Source organism: Saccharopolyspora sp. NPDC049357 (assembly GCF_040677225.1).
Lineage (GTDB): Bacteria > Actinomycetota > Actinomycetes > Mycobacteriales > Pseudonocardiaceae > Saccharopolyspora.
Map to the genome: position 1 here is coordinate 61369 of NZ_JBFAQJ010000017.1, position 19141 is coordinate 80509.

The window sequence follows — 19141 nt, forward strand, 5'->3', positions numbered from 1 at the left end:
ACCGCGAAGGTCATGAGTGCCAGCGTCAAGCCCCGGCTTGCTGGCCGGCAACCCTCCTACCGCGGTGGGGTGCCCCGGGTGAAGACCTGGCCGATCGCGCAGTGCGGCTCGGCAAGCGCGGGCCCGCCGAGGGCCCTCGAGGCCCCGGGAGGGTCGCGATGTCTTCAGCCGTCATCGATGTTCCGAGCCAGTCCGTCGCCGTTCCCGGCGTTGTCGGATCCGGACTGCGGGTTCCCCTGGTCACCGGCGGAACCGCGAACTACGCCAACCTCGACCACGCCGCCAGCGCCCCCTGCCTGTCGGCCGTGCGCGACGCCGTGGACGAACTGCTGCCGTACTACGCCAGCGTGCACCGGGGCGCCGGGTTCGCCTCGCAGGTGTGCACCCGGGTCTACGAGGGCGCGCGCCAGGTGCTGCTGGACTTCGTCGGGGCCCGCCAGGGCGACGAGGTCGTGTTCACCCGCAACACCACCGACGCGCTGAACCTGCTGGCCTCCGCCGTGCCGCGCGGCACCTCGGTGGTCGTGTTCGACACCGTGCACCACGCCGCGCTGCTGCCCTGGCGCAACGTCCGCCGCATCCCCGCCCCCGAGACGCCCGCCGACGCGGTCGCCGCCCTGGACGCGGCGCTGGCCGAGTGCCCGGAGGGTCCGCGGCTGGCCGTGCTGACCGGGGCCTGCAACGTCACCGGCGAGCTGTGGCCGGTCGCCGAGCTCGCCCGCGTGGCGCGCCGCAGGGGAGCCCGGACCGTGCTGGACGCCGCGCAGCTCGCGCCGCACCGCCCGATCCGCCTCGCCGAGCTCGACGTCGACTACGCCGCCCTGTCCGGTCACAAGCTCTACGCCCCCTTCGGCGCCGGAGCCCTGATCGGCCGCGCCGACTGGCTCAACGCCGCAGAACCCCACCTCGCCGGGGGCGGCGCGACTCGCGCGGTCAACGAGCGCGCGGTCAGCTGGACCACCGGACCCGAGCGGCACGAGGCCGGCTCGCCCAACACCGTCGGCGTGCACGCCCTGGCCACCGCCTGCCGCACCTTCGCCACCCGCTGGGAGGGCGTCGTCGAGCACGAGTCGTCGCTGCTCGGGCGCCTGCGCGCGGGGCTGGCCGAGATCCCCGGGCTGCGCGAGCTGAGCCTGTTCGGCACCGGGCACGACCGGGTCGGCGTCGTCAGCTTCACCATCGACGGGCAGGACCCGGGCCTGATCGCGGCCGCGCTGTCGGCCGAGCACGCCATCGGAGTCCGCGACGGACTGTTCTGCGCTCACCTGGGCACCAAGAACCTGCTGGCCCGAGCGGGCGCGGACGCCGAACGCGCGCTGCGCGTCAGCATCGGCCTCGGCACCACCACCGAACACGTCGACCACCTCGTCGAGGCCCTGAAATCCCTGGTCAGCGACGGTCCCGCAGCGACCTACCGGCAGGTGGACGGCCGCTGGGAGCCCACCGAGGACCACCGCCCCCTCCCGCCGTTCCTGCCCTGAACGAGGGTGCGGGATTCGAATTTCGCGCGAAATTCGAGTTCGAACTTCGGGAGTCGAACTTCGCGCGAAATTCGACCGGTGGTCCTGGTGCACCGGTGGTCGTCCGGGTCGGGGACAATGACGGGGTGAGCACCGAGCACCCACCTCCTGAGCAGGCGGCCTCCGCGTCGGAGTCCGCCGAGTCGAACCCGGCCTCCGGCGCCCGCAAGGGCGGGTCGGGGAAGCTGCTGGCGCTGCTGTTCGGAGTGGCGGCGGTGGGGCTGGCCCTGGACGTGGTGACCAAGATCGCCGTGGTCGCGAACCTGGAGGGCAACCCGCCGGTGAAGGTGCTCGGCGGCCTGTTCTACCTCGACGTGCTGCGCAACCCCGGTGCCGCGTTCTCGATGGCCACCGGCCTGACCTGGCTGCTCGCCCTGCTCGCCATCGCCGTGGTCGGCGTGATCGTGTGGCTGGCGCCGAAGCTGCGCTCGCCGGGCTGGGCCGTGGGCCTCGGCCTGGTGCTCGGCGGTGCCTGCGGCAACCTCGGCGACCGGCTGTTCCGGGCGCCCGGCCCGCTGCAGGGGCACGTGGTGGACTTCCTGTCCTTCCTGGCGCCCGGCGGCCAGGTGTTCCCGGTGTTCAACGTCGCCGACAGCTGCATCACCTGCGGCGGCATCCTCGTGGTGCTGCTGTCGCTGCTGGGCCGCGACTTCGACGGAACGGTCCACCGCAAGCAGAAGGCCGGCAAGTCGTGAGCGAACTCCGAAACCTCCCCGTGCCGGAGGGCTTGGAAGGCATGCGGATCGACGCGGGCCTGTCCAAGCTGCTCGGCCTGTCCCGCAACGCCGTGGCCGGACTCGCCGAGGCCGGTGACGTGCTGGTCGACGGCAGCCCGGCGGGCAAGTCCGACCGGCTGATGGCCGGTTCCTGGCTGGAGATCACCCTGCCGGCCGCCGAGCAGCCGCTGCAGGTGGTGGCCGTGCCGGTCGAGGGCATGAAGATCCTCCACCAGGACGACGACATCGTCGTGATCGACAAGCCGATCGGCGTCGCCGTGCACCCCAGCCCCGGCTGGGAAGGCCCGACCGTCGTCGGCGGCCTGGCGGCGGCGGGCGTGCAGATCGCCACCTCGGGCGCGGCCGAGCGCCAGGGGGTGGTGCACCGCCTCGACGCGGGAACGACCGGCGTGATGGTGGTGGCCAAGAGCGAGCACGCCTACACGGTGCTCAAGCGCGCGTTCAAGGAGCGCACCGTCGAGAAGCGCTACCACGCGGTCGTGCAGGGCCTGCCCGACCCGAGCCGGGGCACCATCGACGCCCCGATCGACCGGCACCCCCGGCACGACTACAAGTTCGCGGTGGTCACCGGCGGCAAGCCGAGCATCACCCACTACCAGACGGTGGAGGCGTTCCGCGCCGCCTCGCTGATCGACGTCAAGCTGGAAACCGGCCGCACCCACCAGATCCGGGTGCACTTCTCGGCGATCAAGCACCCCTGCGTCGGCGACCTCACCTACGGCGCCGACCCGGTGCTGGCCCGGCGCCTGGCCATGACCAGGCAGTGGCTGCACGCGCGGAGCCTGTCCTTCGAGCACCCGTCGGGAGGCTGGGTGCAGTTCGAGAGCGAGTACCCGGAAGACTTGCAGAGCGCGCTGGACGAGTTGCGCGATCAGGACGGCTAGGAATTGGTCGCTCCGCTGACGAAGCGGCTGGAGAACCCGTGGCGGTGCCGGCTGAGACCTGCACCTGAAACAGCGGTTCCTCCGCGAGAACAGCTCGTGAACCAGGTACCGTGGTGATCGGATCGTGCGACGAAGGGGGTCCGATGGCTCAGGAATTTCAGGGATCGGACACGCCGACCCCGCCACGCGGCATGCCGGTGATCGACCCGCAGGCCGATCTGGACACCCCGCCGGAGGGGTTGAACAGCCTCGGCGAGGTGATCAGCGCCCAGGACGTCGGCCCGGCCACGCCCTCGGTGATCGGCGAGCCCGAGCCCGAACTCCCCAAGAACGACGCCGGCGACTGGCCGACGCTGCAGTACCGCAGCAAGCAGCGTCCCGAGAAGTCCAGGCGCAACCCGCTGGACTTCTTCCGCCGCGACTCCTGATTCGCACTCGCTCCGCTCGGCGGTGCGAAGGGGAGAGCGCAGCGGTTCTCGCCTGAAGCAGCGGCTGCGCCGCGCTCCTCGCACGGTCCCTAGAGGTCGGTGATGTCCCAGAGCAGCGTGCGCTGCTGGTCGCCCGGTTGCGGGGTCCAGCGGACCGCCGAGAGCTCGGTGGACTCCGGGAGCACGTAAACCGTGTGACCACCGGCTGTTTCGCCGGGCTGCACGCCCATCCGGTGCGGTGGGCGGGACGACATCGACACCGGGGCCTTGGCCACCGGAGAGCCGTCCTTGGTGACCAGTTCCAGGTACATGTCGGGCAGCGACGCGAACGGGACCTGGCCCTTGTTGGTCAACTCGGTGTGCACCACGACGGAGCGCTCACCGGGCTGGAGCTCGTACCCCGCTGCGGTGAACAGGAAGTCCGCCGGGTCGACGACCTCGATGAGCTGGATGCTGATCTGCTCGCCGGACACGCCCTGGACGTCCAGCTTGGTGCCGACCTTGCCGGTCGGGGCGGGTGCCGGAGCGGCCGGCTGATCACCGCGAGCCCACGCGGCCGAGCCGGGAGGCCCCCACGTGCTCATCGGCGGCGTCGGCGCGACCGGCTGCTGCGGGTGGGGCATCTGATGTGGACCGGAGACCTGGTGCTGCCCTGAGACCTGGTAGGGCCCGGAGACCGGGTACGGACCGGAGACTGGATACGGGCCGGACACCTGGTGCGGGCCCGAGACCTGGTACGGGCCGGACATCGGGTGCGGGCCGGTGTACTGACCGGGCGCCACCGGATGCGGACCGCTGGCCGCGTTCTGCGCAGCCCACTGCTGAGCTGCGGCGACGGCGTTGCGGATGCCCTGCTGATCGCATTCGACCCCGACGATCAGGGGCAGCCCGGTGGTCGACAGCGCGGCGAGTCGCGCCGCGACGTCGCGCACGTCCATGCCGAGCCGCCCGGCGATGTCCGGGACCGCCGCTCGGCCCATCTCTGCCACGACGCTCAGCAGGCGCACATCCACGGGATCAGGGCCAGTCACGTCGTCCCACGCTACCCGGTCGGGCTGGCGCGTGGTGGTGAGGCGCGAGTTCTGCGACACCGACGCCGACCTGCGCATGATCTGCGACACGCCGGGTGCGTGGAACTCCGCGCAACGCCACGGCGAATCGGCGGTGACGTCGGTGCCCGGAGTTAGGCTGGCAGCTCTCGAACACCGCCGCGAAGGAGGACTTCTCCGTGTCTGTCGACCCCTTCGTTCACCTGCACGTGCACACCGAGTACTCCATGCTCGACGGTGCGGCGAAGGTGGGTGCGCTGTTCGCGGAGGCGCAGCGGCTCGGGATGCCCGCGGTCGCGATGACCGACCACGGCAACATGTTCGGCGCGGACGAGTTCTACCAGCAGGCGCGCAGGACCGGCATCAAGCCGATCATCGGCATCGAGGCGTACCTGGCGCCGCACAACCGATTCCACAAGAAGCCGGTGTTCTGGGGCGAGGCCAAGCAGCGCGGCACCGACGAGTTCGGCGAGGGCGGTGACGTCTCGGGCGCGGGCGCCTACACGCACATGACGATGTTCGCCCGCAACGCCACCGGCCTGCGCAACCTGTTCACGTTGTCCAGCCGCGCGAGCTTCGAGGGCATGTACCGCAAGCCGCGCATGGACCGGGAGCTGATCAGCGAGCACGCCGAGGGGATCATCGCGACCACCGGGTGCCCGTCCGGCGAGGTGCAGACGCGGTTGCGCCTGCGGCAGTACGACCAGGCGTTGCAGGCCGCGGCCGACTACCGGGACATCTTCGGCAAGGACCACTTCTTCCTGGAGCTGATGGACCACGGGCTGCCGATCGAGCGGTCCGTGCGCGAGGGGCTCTTGAAGATCGCCCAGGAGCTCGATCTCAAACCGCTGGCCACCAACGACAGCCACTACGTGACCGTCGACCAGGCCGATTCGCACGGCGCGCTGCTGTGCGTGCAGTCGGGCAAGACGCTGTCCGACGACAGCCGGTTCAAGTTCGACGGCGACGGCTACTACCTCAAGTCCGCCGAGGAGATGCGCGCGTACTGGGACGCCGAGGTCCCGGGCGCGGCGGACAACACGCTGCTGGTCGCCGAGATGGTGGAGTCCTACGAGGACGTCTGGTCCTTCCAGGACCGGATGCCGCGCGTCACCGACGGCAGCGGCAAGTCCGAGCGGGAGCTGCTGGAGGCCGAGGTCGAGCAGTACCTGCCGACGCGCTACCCGGACGGCGCGAGCCAGGAGTGCCTGGACCGGATCAAGACCGAGCTCGACGTCCTCGACACCAAGGGCTACTGCGCGTACTTCCTGGTGGTCGGGGACCTGACCCGGTGGGCGAAGTCGCAGGGCATCCACGTCGGACCGGGGCGTGGTTCGGCCGCGGGATCGCTGCTGGCCTACATCCTGCACATCACCAACCTGGACCCGCTGGAGCACGGCCTGATCTTCGAGCGGTTCCTGAACCCGGAGCGCGACTCCCCGCCCGACATCGACCTCGACTTCGACGACCGCCGTCGCGACGAGGTGCTGCAGTACGCGATCAACAAGTACGGCCGTGACAAGGTCGCCCAGGTCATCACCTTCGGCAAGATCAAGACGAAGGCGGCGATCAAGGACGCCGCCCGCGTCCACCACGGACAGCCGGGCTTCGCGATCGCCGACAAGATCTCCAAGGCGCTGCCGCCGCCGATCGCGGCCAAGGACATCCCGCTGTCGGGCATCGTCGACCCGCAGCACGAGCGCTACACCGAGGCGGCCGAGGTCCGCGCGCTGATCGAGACCGACCCGTCGGTGTCGCAGATCTTCGACACCGCGCGCGGGCTGGAGGGCCTGATCCGCAACGCCGGTGTGCACGCCTGCGCGGTGATCCTGTCCTCGCAGCCGCTGATGGGCACGGTGCCGCTGTGGGCGCGCGACGACGGTTCGATCATCACCGGCTGGGACTACCCGTCGTGCGAGGCCATCGGCCTGCTGAAGATGGACTTCCTGGGTCTGTCCAACCTCACCATCCTCGGCGACGCGCTGGAGATGGTGAAGGAGAACCACGACCTGGAGATCGACCTCTCCAAGCTCGCGCTCGACGACGCCAAGACCTACGAGCTGCTGGCGCGCGGTGAGAGCCTGGGCGTGTTCCAGCTCGAAGGCGGCGGCATGCGCGAGCTGCTCAAGCGCATGCAGCCCACCGAGTTCGGCGACGTGGTGGCGGCGAACGCGCTGTACCGGCCGGGCCCGATGGAGGTCAACGCCCACCTGGACTACGCCGACCGCAAGAACGGCAAGAAGCCGGTCGAGCCGATCCACCCGGAGCTCGACGAGCCGCTGAAGGACATCCTGGCCGAGACCTACGGTCTGATCGTCTACCAGGAGCAGATCATGGCGATCGCGCAGCGGGTCGCCGGGTACAGCCTCGGTCGAGCGGACATCCTGCGTCGCGCGATGGGCAAGAAGAAGAAGGAGGTCCTGGACCAGGAGTTCGAGGGCTTCCAGGCCGGGATGCGCGACCAGGGCTTCTCCGACGAGGCCATCGACAAGCTGTGGGCGACGGTCCTGCCGTTCGCCGGCTACGCGTTCAACAAGTCGCACGCGGCCGGTTACGCCTTGGTGGCGTACTGGACGGCCTACCTCAAGGCCAACCACCCGGCCGAGTACATGGCCGCGCTGCTGACCTCCAACGGTGACAACAAGGACAAGATGGCCGTCTACCTGGCGGAATGCCGCCGGATGGGCGTGCAGGTGCTGTCCCCGGACGTCAACGAGTCGAAGGAGACCTTCGCGGCCGTCTCCGGCAACATCCGCTTCGGCATGAGCGCGATCCGCAACGTCGGTTCGAACGTGGTGGCCTCGATCGTCAAGAGCCGCGAGGAGCAGGGGCGCTACACCTCGTTCACCGACTTCCTGGACAAGTCGGAGATCCTGGCGTGCAACAAGCGGGTCATCGAATCGCTGATCAAGGCGGGCGCGTTCGACTCGCTGCAGCACACCCGGATGTCGCTGTCGCAGCACCACGAAGCCGCGGTGGACGCGGTGATCGGGCTCAAGCGGCAGCAGGCGATGGGCCAGTTCGACCTGTTCGGCGCGGAGAACGACGCCGAGACCGCTCAATCCTCATCACCACTGGCACACCTGCAGTTCACCGACGAGGAGTGGCCGCGCAAGCAGCTGCTCGCCTACGAGCGCGAGATGCTGGGCCTCTACGTCTCGGCGCACCCGCTCGACGGTGCGCAGCGGTTGCTGGCGCCGTACCAGGACACCGGGATCGCCGAGCTCGTCGGCGGTGAGCGGGAGTCCGGCGGCAAGGAGCAGATCAAGATCGCGGGGATGATCTCGGGGATCCAGCGCCGCATCAACAAGAGCGGCCACCCGTGGGCGATCGTGACGCTGGAGGACCTGGACGCCTCGGTCGAGGTGCTGTTCTTCCCGAAGTCCTACGAGATGTTCGCCGACTGCCTGGTGGAGGACACCGCGCTGGCGGTCAAGGGCCGCATCAACGAGCGCGAGGGCACGATCAGCATCTTCGCCTCCGACGCGGTCCCGGTGGACATCTCGGCGGCCGAGACCGATCAGGGCGGCGATTCGGCGTTCGTGATCAAGGTGCCGGTGGGCAGGGTGGACCAGTCGCTGGTCAACGAGCTCAAGCGGACCCTGCAGGCGCATTCCGGGACGACTCCGGTGCACCTGAAGCTGCAGAGCCCGCGCGGGACGACGCGTCTGGCGCTGTCGAGCGACTTCTTCGTGTCGACGGAGAACGGCTTGCAGGGCGAGCTCAAGGGGCTGCTCGGGGCGGGTTGCTTCGAAGTCGCGTGATTCGTCGGGTTTGCGCTGAGAGCGCCCTCAGTCCGGTGTGACAAGCCGTTGTGAACGGTGTTCACTGGATTTGAGGGTTCTCCCCGCCTACCCGAAGGAAACTCCATGTCCACCACTGAGGCGCACCTCGACGCCGTGCCGTTCGACAGCGCATTCGTCTCGAACCTGTACGACCGATACGGCGAAATCCGTTCCGCCACACCGGTTCAGCGCATGATCACCCCGCACGGCCTGCCGGTCTGGACGATCACGCGACACGACGACGTCAAGGCGGCGCTGACGGATTCGCGGCTGGCCAAGGACTTCCGCCGAAGTCGCGAGGTGATCCTGGCCAAGGCCGGCGGAACCGGTCGGCCCTTCAACAGCGACGACCTCAGCGAGCAGATGCTCAACCTGGACCCGCCGGACCACACGCGGCTGCGGAAGCTGGTGGTCAAGGCGTTCACCGCTCGCCGGATCGAGTCGCTGCGGCCTCGCGTGGAGGAGATCACCGCCGAACTGCTGGACGCGATGGCCGGGTCCACAGAGGTCGAACTGCTCGACGCGCTGGCGTTCCCGCTGCCGATCCGGGTGATCTGCGAGCTGCTGGGCGTCGACGAGAGCCGCCGCGACGACTTCCGGCAGTGGACCAACACCCTGCTGGACGCCTCCGACGACGAATCGCGGGAGCAGGCAGGCACCGCGATGGCCGCCTACCTGGTCGAGCTCGTCGCCGCCAAGCGCCAGAACCCGGCCGATGACCTGCTCACTGCGTTGATCGAGGTGTCGGAGGACGAGGACCGGCTCAGCGAGGGCGAGCTGATCTCGATGGTCTTCCTGCTGCTGGTGGCAGGTCACGAGACCACGGTGAACCTGATCGGCAACGGTGTGCTGGCGCTGCTGCGCAACCCCGAGCAGTGGGCGGCGCTGGTCGCCGACACGAGCCTGGTGACCGGCGCGGTGGAGGAGGTGCTGCGCTTCGACGGCCCGGTGATGCACGGGACCTTCCGGCACACCACCGAAGCCGTGCTGATCGGTGACGTGGAGATCCCGGCCGGCGAGATCGTGTGGGTGGGCCTGGCTTCGGCCAACCACGACCCGGAGAAGTTCCCGGAGCCGGAGCGGTTCGACATCGGCCGCGACCCGCACGGGCACCTGTCGTTCGGGCACGGCATCCACTTCTGCCTGGGCGCGCAGCTCGCCCGCATGGAGGCGCAGATCGCGCTGCGCCAGCTCGCCGAGCGCTTCCCCGGGCTGAGCGCGGCCGGGGAGCTCGACGACGTCGAATGGCGGTTCTCCACGCTGATCCACGGCCTGCAGCGGCTGCCGGTCCGGTTGGCGTAGTTCCCCGTTTGCCCGGCGAGGGTCGGTGCGCGCGCGGTTTACTGGTCGCAGAACCCGTTCCCGGACTCGTTCTGCGTGTGGCCTTCGCGGCTCGCGGCTCGCACGCGGTTCAGGAACGCGCTCTCACAAATCACGGATGGGGGTTCCATGACGGCGCACACCGACCCGATTCCCTTCGACGCCGGGTTCGCGCAGGACCTGCACGCCCGCTACGCGGAGCTGCGAGCCGCCGGACCGGTGCACCGGCTGGTCAACGAGAGCGGCCTGCCGGTCTGGGTGGTGACCCGGTACGACGACGCCCGCGCGCTGCTGGCCGATCCTCGGCTGGGCAAGGACGCGCAGACCATCTTCCGGCTGGTCATGGACCGCATCGCGCCCGGCGCCGAGCGGCCGGACCCGTCGGAGTCGGAGGACGGCAGGTTCGCCGGCGGCGGGTTCGACATGCACATGCTCAACATGGACCCGCCGGACCACACGCGGCTGCGGAAGCTGGTGGTCAAGGCGTTCACCGCCCGCCGGATCGAGTCGTTGCGACCGCGGATCGAGCAGATCACCGAGGAACTGCTGGCCGCGATGGCCGGTCGGTCCGAAGTGGACGTCCTGGACGCGTTCGCGTTCCCGCTGCCGATCCGGGTGATCTGCGAGCTGCTGGGCGTCGACGAGAGCCGCCGCGACGACTTCCGGCTCTGGACCAACCGGCTGCTCGACGACCTCGACGCGGAGGCATCCGTGCAGGCCGCAGGCGAGATGTCGAAGTACCTGACCGAACTGCTCGCCGCCAAGCGCGAGAACCCCGGTGACGACCTGCTCACGGCGTTGATCGAGGTGTCGGAGGATGAGGACCGGCTCAGCGAGCCCGAGCTGATCTCGATGGTGTTCCTGCTGCTGGTGGCAGGTCACGAGACGACGGTGAACCTGATCGGCAACGGCGTCCTGGCGCTGCTGACCAACCCGGACCAGTTCGCCGCGCTGCGCGCGAACCCGGACCTGGTGGAAGGCGCGGTGGAGGAGATGCTGCGCTTCGACGGCCCGCTCATGCACACCACGTTCCGCTTCACGACCGAGCCGATCACGATCGGCGGAACCGAGATCCCCGCAGGCGAATTCGTCTGGGCGGGACTGGCCGCCGCCAACCGCGACCCGGACCGCTTCCCGGACGCCGACTCGTTCGACATCTCCCGGGACGCCCAGGGGCACCTGGCCTTCGGGCACGGCATCCACTTCTGCCTCGGCGCCCCGCTGGCCCGGATGGAGGCGCAGATCGCGCTGCGCGGCCTGGTCGCGCACTTCCCGGACCTGACGCCGGCCACCTCGCCGGAGAAGCTCGGCCGCCGCAACTCCAGCCTCATCCACGGGCTCCGCGCGCTCCCGGTCCGCCCGGCTTCTCATCCGTGAGGAGGAGGTGGGGCTCGTCCCCACGCGCCTACGGTGGGCCGATGCTCACCTCGTGGCGGCTCGACCAGCGGTTGGCGCTCGACGGCGTCGCGGCCGCGCTCGTGCTGGTCCTCGCCGCCGGCGCGTCGCTGAGCGCGCTTCGGGGTGCGGCACCGTGGCTGTGGATCGCCTCGGTGATCGCGCTGATCGGTCTCGCGGTGTGCGTGGCGCTGCGCAGGATCCGGCCCTTCGCGACGCTGCCGCCGGCCAGCGCCTGCATGCTCGCGCTCGTCGTCCTGCCGGACCTGCCCGGTGGCGTCCCGCCCGTGCTGCTGCCGTTCACGGCGATCTACCCCGTGCTGCTGTACTCGGTGATCGCCCACACCGACCACCAGGTGCTTCCCGTGGCCTGCGGGCTGATCGGCTCGGCGCTCGTGGTGGCCCGCACGGTGGTGAGCTTCCCGGGAACCGGAGCGCCGCCGGTCGTGCTCGGGGCCGTCGCGGTCGCCTCGGTGCTCTCGGCGTGGGCGCTCGGGCGGTACCGGCGGATCCGCGTGTCCTACGTGCGCGCGCTGGAGGAGAACGCCGAGCGCGCCGAGCAGCTGCGGCAGGAGCAGGTGCGCGCGGCGATCGCGGCGGAGCGGCGGTTGATCGCCCGCGAGATCCACGACGTGGCGGCGCACTCGCTGGCGGTCGTGCTCACCCAGGCCGACACCGCGCGCGTGCTGTTCGACCGCGATCCCGAACGCGCGCGGGAGATGCTCTCGACCGCGCTGGAGGTCGGGCGCGACGCGATGCAGGAGATGCGCGGGATGCTCGGAGTCCTGCGTTCGGGTGACGACCCGGTGAGTGGGGACCAGGACCGCGATCTCGATTCGCTGATCGGTTCCTTCCGCCAGGCCGGGACGGACGTGGAGCTGCGCAGCTCCGGGACCAGGCACGATCTCGGAACCGCCGAGCGGCACGCGGTGTACCGGGTGGTCCAGGAGTCGGTCACCAACGCCCTCAAGCACGTCGGCCCGGAGGTGAGGTGCCGGATCTGCCTGGTCTGGGAACCGCAGCGGCTTACCGTGATCGTGACGGACGACGGCCCCGGGACCACCGACGACCTCACCGCGCGCGGTGGGTACGGCCTGGTCGGGATGGCCGAGCGGATGCGGCAGATCGGAGGGCGATTCGTGGTGCGCAGCGAGCCCGGTGCGGGCACGACGGTGCGGGCGGAGTTCGAGTTGGGGGAGCGGTGACCGCGATCCGCGTGGTCGTCGCCGACGACCAGGAGCTGATCCGCTCCGCGCTCGGGATCGTGCTCGGCCTGCACGAGGACATCGAGGTCGTGGCCGAGGTGGATTCGGGTTCGGCGGCGGTGGAGGCCTGCCGGAGGCACCGGGTCGACGTGGTGCTGATGGACATCCGGATGCCCGGGATGGACGGCATCGCCGCGACCGAGCTGATCAGCGCCGAGCAGCCGGAGACCCGGGTGCTGATCCTGACCACCTTCGACCTGGACGAGAACCTCTTCGCCGCGCTGCGGGCGGGCGCGGGCGGTTTCCTCACCAAGGACACGCCGGGGGAGGAGGTCGCGGCCGCCGTGCGGGAAGTCCACAAGGGACATTCGATCGTCTCGCCGCGCGCCACTCGCACCCTGCTGGAGGTGGCCCGGCGGGCGGCGCCGCGCGGTCCCGATCCGCGCTGGGACTCGCTGACCGGCCGGGAGCGGGACGTGCTCGCGGCCCTGGCGCGCGGGTCGTCCAACGCCGAGATCGGCGCCGAGCTGCACCTGGCGGAGACGACGGTGAAGACCCACGTCGCGGCCATCCTGCGCAAGCTGGACGTCCGCGACCGGCTGCACGCGGTCATCTGGGCCTACGACAACGGCGTCGTCTGAGGGCTCCTCGCGGATCGTCCGCGAGGTCTCCGAAATCTCCTCCGCGAGGAGGAGAAGGTCTCTTCGTCGTGGTGGAGGTCGCGCGCCGCCGGAATCACGACCATTGCCGTCATGACTGAACAACGGAAGTTCGCACGAGGTTTCGTCCTCGTCGGTGGTGCTCTGCTGGTGCTGGTCGCGTCGGTGTGCGCGATCACCGGTGCGGTCAGCCCGATGGCAGACCCGTCCGACCTCTTCGCCTCCGCGTTGACCCTGCTGCCGCAGCCGGCCGCGAACCTGGTGGTCGCGGTGATCGGTGCGGTGACCGCGGCGACCGCGCTGGTGTCCGCGGGCCGCGCTGCCGTCCCGCTGCGGACGGCCTCGATCGTCGGCCTGCTGGTGCTGCTCGGCCCCGGCGTGCTGGCCGCTGTCGGGTACTTACCGTTCCTGCTCGTCTCGGCGCTGGCGGGAGACCCCGATCCGCTGCGGAAGTACCTGTCGGTGGCGCTGGTGCTCCAGCTGGTCGTCGTCGCGCTGGTGGTGACGATGCTGTGGACCTGGATCGAGCAGGCGGCGTGCGGCGGCGGAGCGACGAGGTCGGGCCGAGGGCGGCTGTGGACGTGGATCGCCATCGCCGTGCCGCTGGCGTACGCCGTGAGCCGGGTGCTGATGGCGACCGGGTTCCCCGGCCTGTCGATGGAGAACACCAGCGCCGCAGGTGGTCTCGGGCTCGCGGCGGCCGCTGCGGGCGGTGCCGTCCTGACCTGGGGGCTGATCCGCCCGTGGGGCGAGCGCTTCCCGCGCTGGATGGTCGGGCTGGCGGGCAGGCCGGTACCGGTGCGGATGGCGGTGCTGCCCGCGCTGTTCGTCGCCGTGCTGATGCTGGCGGGCAGCAGGCTGCTGGTGCTGCAGGTGCTCGCCGACAGCCCCGGTATCCCGAACCACCCGCTGGTCTGGCTGCCGATCGTGCTGTGGCCGCTGTGGTCGGTCGCGCTCGCCGCCGCCGCGATGCACTACCGGTTCCGCCGGGCACGGTCCGCGGTGGAGGTCGTCCGATGAACGTCCTCGAAAGGCCGTGCCCGGCCGCCGGATCAGCGCAGCGCGATGATCGTGTACGGGCCGACGTCGCGCTTGACGAAGGCCGGGGAGTCGAAGAGCTCGCGGTCGAAGTAGACGTGGTAGTCGCGCACGTTCGGGTTCTGCGGGAACGAGTCTCCCTTGAGCTGCAGGGCGAGATCGCCCTCGTGCTCCGGCGGGGCCTCCACGTCGGAGTAGCGGCTCTGCGGGTTGTCGAGGATGAACACGTTGGGGCTCTTGAACTTCGAGCCGCGCACCATCCGCAGCAGCTCGTCGCTGCTCTTGGCCTCGGTCCAGCGCTCGATCTCGGCCGCCCGGTCGTCGTAGTCGGCCAGCGGGTTGGCGTAGTGCGGCGTCTCCTGCTGGAAACCCCAGTACGGCTGGAAGGACATGAGCTTGTAGTCGGTGCTCAGCAGCACGTTCTGGTCGGGCTCGCGGCCGGTGAGCGAGGCGATCGCGCGGATCTCGTCGTCGAACCAGGAACCGCGCTGCCCGGGATCCTCGTTGCCCTTGGCGTTGTCGCCGGTCGGGTAGTAGTCGGTGTAGGCCTGCTCGGTGTTGGCGAGGAGCTTGTCGCTGATCGCCTCCTGGGTGACGCTCACCGCGCCGACCAGGCCGAGCGCGCAGGCGACGAGACTGATCTGCACCGCGTACCGCGGGTCGATCCTGCGCCGCAGGTAGCCGATGAGCTCCAGCAGCCCGAGCACGCCGGCGACCGCGAGCGTCAGGTCCAGGACGACGTTGAGCCGGAACGCCAGCAGCGTCGTCTTGGCCAGCAGGGCGAGCGTGGACAGGGCGAACCAGCCGTAGATCGCCAGCACGATCGCCAGCATCGAAGCGGCGATCTCGCTGTGGCGGCAGCGCAGCAACAACCACACGAAGCCCGCCAGGCACAGTCCGCCGAACGCGGTCGCCTCGGTCATCGGCACCGGCAGGAGCGCGCCGTCCTCGGGCAGGTAGTGCTGCGCGGCGCTGCGCGGGTTGTTGAGCAGGAAGCCGGTGGACAGCACGTAGGGCAGCCACACGATCAGCGCGATCAGCAGGCTGACCACGCCGATCGGCAGCAGCCGCAGGAACAGCTGCTTGACCACCGGTCCCACGCCTGCGCCCTGGCGGACCCGGCGCACGCCGGTGATCAGCGCCATCAGCATGATCATCACGACGGCGAAGCCGAAGTGCAGCGTGTAGGTGATCGCGGCGAACCCGACGTAACCGCCGATGCAGATCAGCGTCCAGCGCGGTGTGCCCTCGGTCGTCCGCAGCGAGCGCCAGGCCAGCACGGCGACCGGCACCAGCCACGCGGCCGACGGCCAGGCGTAGGGCTCCACGATGCCGTGCAGCATGCCCGACAGCGCGGTCACGACGGCGGCCAGCAGCGCGAGCCGGCGACGCAGCACCACGCTCCAGAGCGTGAACGCCACGACAGCAGTCACCGCGACCCAGCACAGCGCGTAGAGCTTGTAGGCCGCCCAGCCCTCCCAGCCCAGGAGGTTGGCGAAGCGGCCGCCGAGCCAGAACCAGCCGCTCGGGTAGTAGGGAGCGGTCTCCGCGTAGTTCATGTCGGCCAGGCCCAGCGTCGAGGCCATGCGCGTCATCAACTGCATGCGGAAGCCGTTGTCGGTGGACGATCCGCCGTAGTAGAAGCGCGAGGACTGCAACGGGATGGCCAGCGACAACGTGCTGAAGGCGCTCAGCGCGACCCAGGTCGCGGCGAGCTTGCCCCAGCGGCCGATGCGCGTGGCGCGGTATCCGAACGCCAGCAGCGCGAACAGGGCTGCCAGGACCAGACCGCTGCTGAGCATGGTCAGCGCCTCGGGCGCGTAGCTGGGTTCGCTGATGCTCAGCCGCGCGGCGGCGAACTGCAGCACCAAGCTCACCACTGCGGCGACCGCGGAACCGGCGACCAGTTCGGCTACGGTGTTGCGCAGCGGGAGCCGGACGGCCGAGTTCTGCCGCGGCTCGTCGATCGGGCTCGGTCCGGTCAACTGGGGAGACGGCAGGATTCCCACCACTTCACTCGTCCTTCGGCGTAGCCGACATGAGGGCTCGCGCAGAATAGTTGATGTGCGCACCGCGCCCGTCCATCGGGTGACTGGGAGGGGTGCGAAGAAACGCTATGGTGACCGGAAAATTTCGCAAGCCGGGCCGGTGGCGGCGAACGCGAGGAGGAGGTCGGCGGGTGTCCGACAGCCCAGTGGACGATCCGGGCACGACGCGTGCTCTCCCGGAGCGGATCGAGCCCGAGGAGGCCGCGCTGCTCTCGGTCCTGACGCCACCCAGTCCGAAGGTGGTGGTCAAGGCCGACCTGCTGCCGGCGATCAGCGCGATCTCGCTGATCGCGTTGCTGGGGTTGCCGATGGGCTGGTTGTGGTCGCGGCTGGCACCTCCGCAGGAGAGCGTGCTGGGGCGTGGCGGCACGGTGAGCCCGCTGCTGGTGGAGAGCTACCACGAGTTCGACGGCATCGCGATCTTCACGCTGCTGGCCTTCGCCGCCGGTCTGCTCACCGCCGCGGTGCTGTGGCGGATTCGCGGCAGGCGCGGCCCGGTCCTGCTCATCGGCGGTGTGCTGGGCTCGCTGGTGGCGTCCTGGCTGGGGATCCAGATGGGCGGCTCGCTCGCGGCCGGGCTCTACCCGATGCCGCCGAACCCGCAGCTCGGCGACCTGATCACGGTCGCCCCGGAGATCACCACGATGTGGGTGCTGGTCGCCATGCCGTTGGCGCTCTCCCTCGGCTACGGCATCGCGACGTCCTGGAACGGCTTCGACGACCTGGGAAGACGTCTGAAGTAGGGGCGGGTTTAACCCGAACTGACCCATGATCAAGTCCGCTTTGTCCGGTCGGTTCGGACCAAGACCACCGCCCTCACCGCGGACGCAGCGATCCGCCGATCGCGTTCAGCGTCTCGGGCGTGACCGCGCCCGGGACGTCCTGGTCCGCGGCGGCGAGGAAGACCACCGAGCTCTTGCCGTCGCTGTTGGTGGCCACGGTCGTGACCGCGACCGAGCGGGCGTCGCAGCCCGCCGGAGCGGGCAGGGTGACCCGGGCGTTGATGCGCGTGGCGGGGAGCCCGTCGCTGAGCCGCAGCTGCTCGGGCGGTGACTGCTCGACGAGCGGGGCGACGCCGTCGCGGGTGAACGCGTGGCCGATGAACCTGCCGATGGCCTCGCCGGCGACGGCGGTGTTGTCCGGCCCGAGCCGGGCGCTGGCGCCCGCCATCGCGCGGAAGCTGTTGTCGTCCCCCGGGCAGAAACCCAGTTGCTGGTGCGACACCCCGGTGAGCGTGACCGCGTCCTCCGGAGGTCCGACGGCGTGCACGTTCTCCGAGTTCGGGTCGACCTCCCAGTCCGGCGGCACGTCGTAGGCGGCGTGGCGTTTGGGCACGCCGACCACGTGCCACCCGGGCACCAGGGGCTCCGCCGAGGACGGGGGCACCGGAGCCGGGCCGGGCGGCTGCGATCCCGCCTGCTGGCTCCGGAGGCCGAACACCAACACCGCCGCCATCGCGCCGATCAGCACGACGGCACCGAGCGAGAGGGCGAAGATCAACCACCTGCGCTTCTTCCTGCGAGGCGGCTCGAACCCCTGCTGCGGCTGCTGGAAGGCGTCGAAGCCCCGGTACTGCCTTTGCGGCCCCCAGGGGCCACCAGGTGAGGACATGCGCCGATCCTAGATCGGGCGGACCCCCTACCGGCCCCTGCTAGTTCAGGCTGGGTTGTTGCGCGAACTCGGCCAGCGGCGCCGGAACCGCGCGCAGCTCGCGCAGGAACTCGGCCTCCCGCAGCAGCAGCTTGCGCACGGTGCGCAGTCGGATCAGCGGGTCGGTCTCCTCCAGCAGGGCCTGGCGGTCCTCGGCGGTCAGCACGCAGTCGTCGGCCAGCAGGTACGACAGGTCGGCGGATTCGGAGTCCTCGCCGGGGACCTCGCGGGGCCCGCTGCGCATGCCCGAGGCGTGGTAGCGCTGGTGGGCGTCGCGCGCCCCCGCGGTGAGCCGTTCGCGGCGGCCAGGGGTGTCGGGCTCCGGTTCGGTGTCGGGCAGCCACTGCACGCGGGCCAGCAGGTAGGGCGCGGACTCGCGGTCGATCTGCAGCAGCCGGAAGCGCCGCTCGCCGAAGGCGGTGACGTCGTAGCGCCCGCCGGGCAGCTGCCGGGCCTCATCGAGCACGGCCGTGCAGCCGACGTCGTACAACGAGTCGACGTTGTCCTCGCCGACCTCCCATCCCTGCCGGATGGTGACCACGCCGAACCGGCGGTCGGGCACGGCTTCGTTGAGCAGGTCCTGCACGAGGTCGCGGTAGCGCGGCTCGAAGATGTTCAGCGGAAGGTGCCCGCCCGGGAGCAGCACGGACCCCAGGGGGAACAGCGGCAACGTGTCCAACACGCCTCCCAAACTACTTCGATCGACGCAACGAGGCTGCTCCAAGTGAAACAGGCGATGTTCAGGCTGGGGGGCGGAACACCGCGAACGGGTCGGTCACCTGCAGGTCTCGCGAGGTGAAGCGGAACAGCGCGGGCGGTCTGCCCCCGGAGCGCCCGGCGGGCACGGTGTGGCCGGTGGGCTCCAGGACACCCCGCCGGGAGAGCACGCGCTGCAGGTTCGTCGCGGCGACCTGGTAGCCGAGCGCGGCCGAGTAGATCCCGCGCAGTTCGGAGACGGTGAACTCGGCCGGGGCCAGCGCGAACCCGATGTTGGTGTAGGAGAGCTTGGCGCGCAGCCGGTCTCGCGCGACGAGCACGATCTCCTCGTGGTCGAAGGCCGTCGCGGGCAGGTCGTCGACCGGGAACCAGCGGGTGTCGGCGGGCACTTCGGGGTCGACGTCGGCGGGCACCAGGCACAGGAACGCGGTGGCGATCACCCGCCGGTCGGGCACCCGGCCGGGGGCGCTGAACACCGAGAGCTGCTCGACGTGGGAGAGCTTGTGCACGTCGACCTTCTCGGCGAGCTGCCGCCGGATCGACGCCTCGACGTCCTCGTCGGCGGCCAGCCAGCCCCGGGGGAGCGACCAGCGGTGCAGCGCGGGCTCTTTGGCGCGTTGCCACAGCATCACCTGGAGTCGTTCGTCGCGGATCTGCAGGACCCCGGCGAGGACTTCGTGAGCTGCGTCTCTGCCATCCGCCATGG

At 70.4% G+C, this 19141-nt stretch carries 16 protein-coding genes and 1 riboswitch; of the genes, 11 read left to right on the forward strand and 5 right to left on the reverse strand.

Annotation, left to right across the window (positions count from 1 at the left end; genetic code table 11):
* The first annotated feature begins 8 nt into the window (after positions 1-8).
* Positions 9-124, forward strand: a riboswitch (SAM riboswitch).
* 34 nt (positions 125-158) lie between these two features.
* The 4 genes from AB0J91_RS16600 (at position 159) to AB0J91_RS16615 (ending at position 3569) form a co-directional block, all read left to right on the forward strand.
* Complete coding sequence (locus AB0J91_RS16600; protein ID WP_363869262.1) at positions 159-1481, forward strand: aminotransferase class V-fold PLP-dependent enzyme; 1323 nt, start codon at positions 159-161, stop codon at positions 1479-1481.
* 224 nt (positions 1482-1705) lie between these two features.
* On the forward strand, positions 1706-2215 hold the full coding sequence (lspA, locus tag AB0J91_RS16605) for a signal peptidase II (RefSeq protein ID WP_363789324.1): 510 nt from the start codon (positions 1706-1708) through the stop codon (positions 2213-2215).
* 41 nt (positions 2216-2256) lie between these two features.
* A complete protein-coding gene (locus tag AB0J91_RS16610; RefSeq protein ID WP_363869434.1) occupies positions 2257-3141 on the forward strand; it encodes an RluA family pseudouridine synthase in 885 nt (294 codons plus the stop codon).
* 143 nt (positions 3142-3284) lie between these two features.
* Positions 3285-3569, forward strand: a complete 285-nt coding sequence (locus tag AB0J91_RS16615; RefSeq protein ID WP_363789170.1) for a hypothetical protein — start codon at positions 3285-3287, stop codon at positions 3567-3569.
* 89 nt (positions 3570-3658) lie between these two features.
* Here the strand turns inward: AB0J91_RS16615 and AB0J91_RS16620 are convergent, their stop codons facing one another.
* Positions 3659-4600, reverse strand: coding sequence for an AsnC family protein (locus AB0J91_RS16620; RefSeq protein WP_363869437.1), 942 nt, complete (start codon positions 4598-4600; stop codon positions 3659-3661).
* 197 nt (positions 4601-4797) lie between these two features.
* Between AB0J91_RS16620 and dnaE the strand changes: the two genes are divergently transcribed.
* From dnaE to AB0J91_RS16650, 6 genes are all read left to right on the forward strand, one after another.
* Positions 4798-8382 carry a DNA polymerase III subunit alpha gene (dnaE, locus tag AB0J91_RS16625; protein WP_363869265.1) on the forward strand — a complete coding sequence of 1195 codons (3585 nt, stop codon included), beginning with the start codon at positions 4798-4800 and terminating at the stop codon, positions 8380-8382.
* Positions 8383-8487: 105 nt separating this feature from the next.
* Positions 8488-9705 carry a cytochrome P450 gene (locus AB0J91_RS16630; protein ID WP_363869268.1) on the forward strand — a complete coding sequence of 406 codons (1218 nt, stop codon included), beginning with the start codon at positions 8488-8490 and terminating at the stop codon, positions 9703-9705.
* A gap of 147 nt (positions 9706-9852) precedes the next feature.
* On the forward strand, positions 9853-11100 hold the full coding sequence (locus AB0J91_RS16635; protein WP_363869271.1) for a cytochrome P450: 1248 nt from the start codon (positions 9853-9855) through the stop codon (positions 11098-11100).
* Positions 11101-11141: 41 nt separating this feature from the next.
* The gene (locus AB0J91_RS16640) at positions 11142-12323 is read left to right on the forward strand and encodes a sensor histidine kinase (protein WP_363869274.1); all 1182 of its coding nucleotides are present in this window, start codon (positions 11142-11144) and stop codon (positions 12321-12323) included.
* Entirely contained in the window at positions 12320-12964 is a 645-nt protein-coding gene (locus AB0J91_RS16645) for a response regulator transcription factor (RefSeq protein ID WP_363869277.1), read from the forward strand. The genes AB0J91_RS16640 and AB0J91_RS16645 overlap by 4 nt, the downstream gene beginning before the upstream one ends.
* 111 nt (positions 12965-13075) lie before the next feature.
* On the forward strand, positions 13076-14002 hold the full coding sequence (locus AB0J91_RS16650; protein ID WP_363869280.1) for a hypothetical protein: 927 nt from the start codon (positions 13076-13078) through the stop codon (positions 14000-14002).
* Positions 14003-14034: 32 nt separating this feature from the next.
* Here the strand turns inward: AB0J91_RS16650 and AB0J91_RS16655 are convergent, their stop codons facing one another.
* Positions 14035-16005 carry an arabinofuranosyltransferase gene (locus AB0J91_RS16655; protein WP_363869283.1) on the reverse strand — a complete coding sequence of 657 codons (1971 nt, stop codon included), beginning with the start codon at positions 16003-16005 and terminating at the stop codon, positions 14035-14037.
* 194 nt (positions 16006-16199) lie between these two features.
* On the opposite strand from AB0J91_RS16655, the gene AB0J91_RS16660 reads away from it, so the two are divergent.
* On the forward strand, positions 16200-16811 hold the full coding sequence (locus AB0J91_RS16660) for a DUF2567 domain-containing protein (RefSeq protein ID WP_363869286.1): 612 nt from the start codon (positions 16200-16202) through the stop codon (positions 16809-16811).
* Positions 16812-16884: 73 nt separating this feature from the next.
* Here AB0J91_RS16660 and AB0J91_RS16665 read toward each other — a convergent pair whose 3' ends face one another.
* Genes AB0J91_RS16665 through AB0J91_RS16675 form a run of 3 tightly spaced genes read right to left on the reverse strand, consistent with a single transcriptional unit; the run spans position 16885 to position 19139 of the window.
* Positions 16885-17679, reverse strand: a complete 795-nt coding sequence (locus AB0J91_RS16665; RefSeq protein WP_363869289.1) for a hypothetical protein — start codon at positions 17677-17679, stop codon at positions 16885-16887.
* A 40-nt stretch (positions 17680-17719) separates the two neighbouring features.
* Positions 17720-18400, reverse strand: coding sequence for an LON peptidase substrate-binding domain-containing protein (locus AB0J91_RS16670; protein WP_363869292.1), 681 nt, complete (start codon positions 18398-18400; stop codon positions 17720-17722).
* Positions 18401-18458: 58 nt separating this feature from the next.
* Positions 18459-19139 (reverse strand): NUDIX domain-containing protein, encoded by a 681-nt coding sequence (locus AB0J91_RS16675; protein WP_363869295.1) that lies wholly within the window; start codon positions 19137-19139, stop codon positions 18459-18461.
* Positions 19140-19141: the final 2 nt, after the last annotated feature.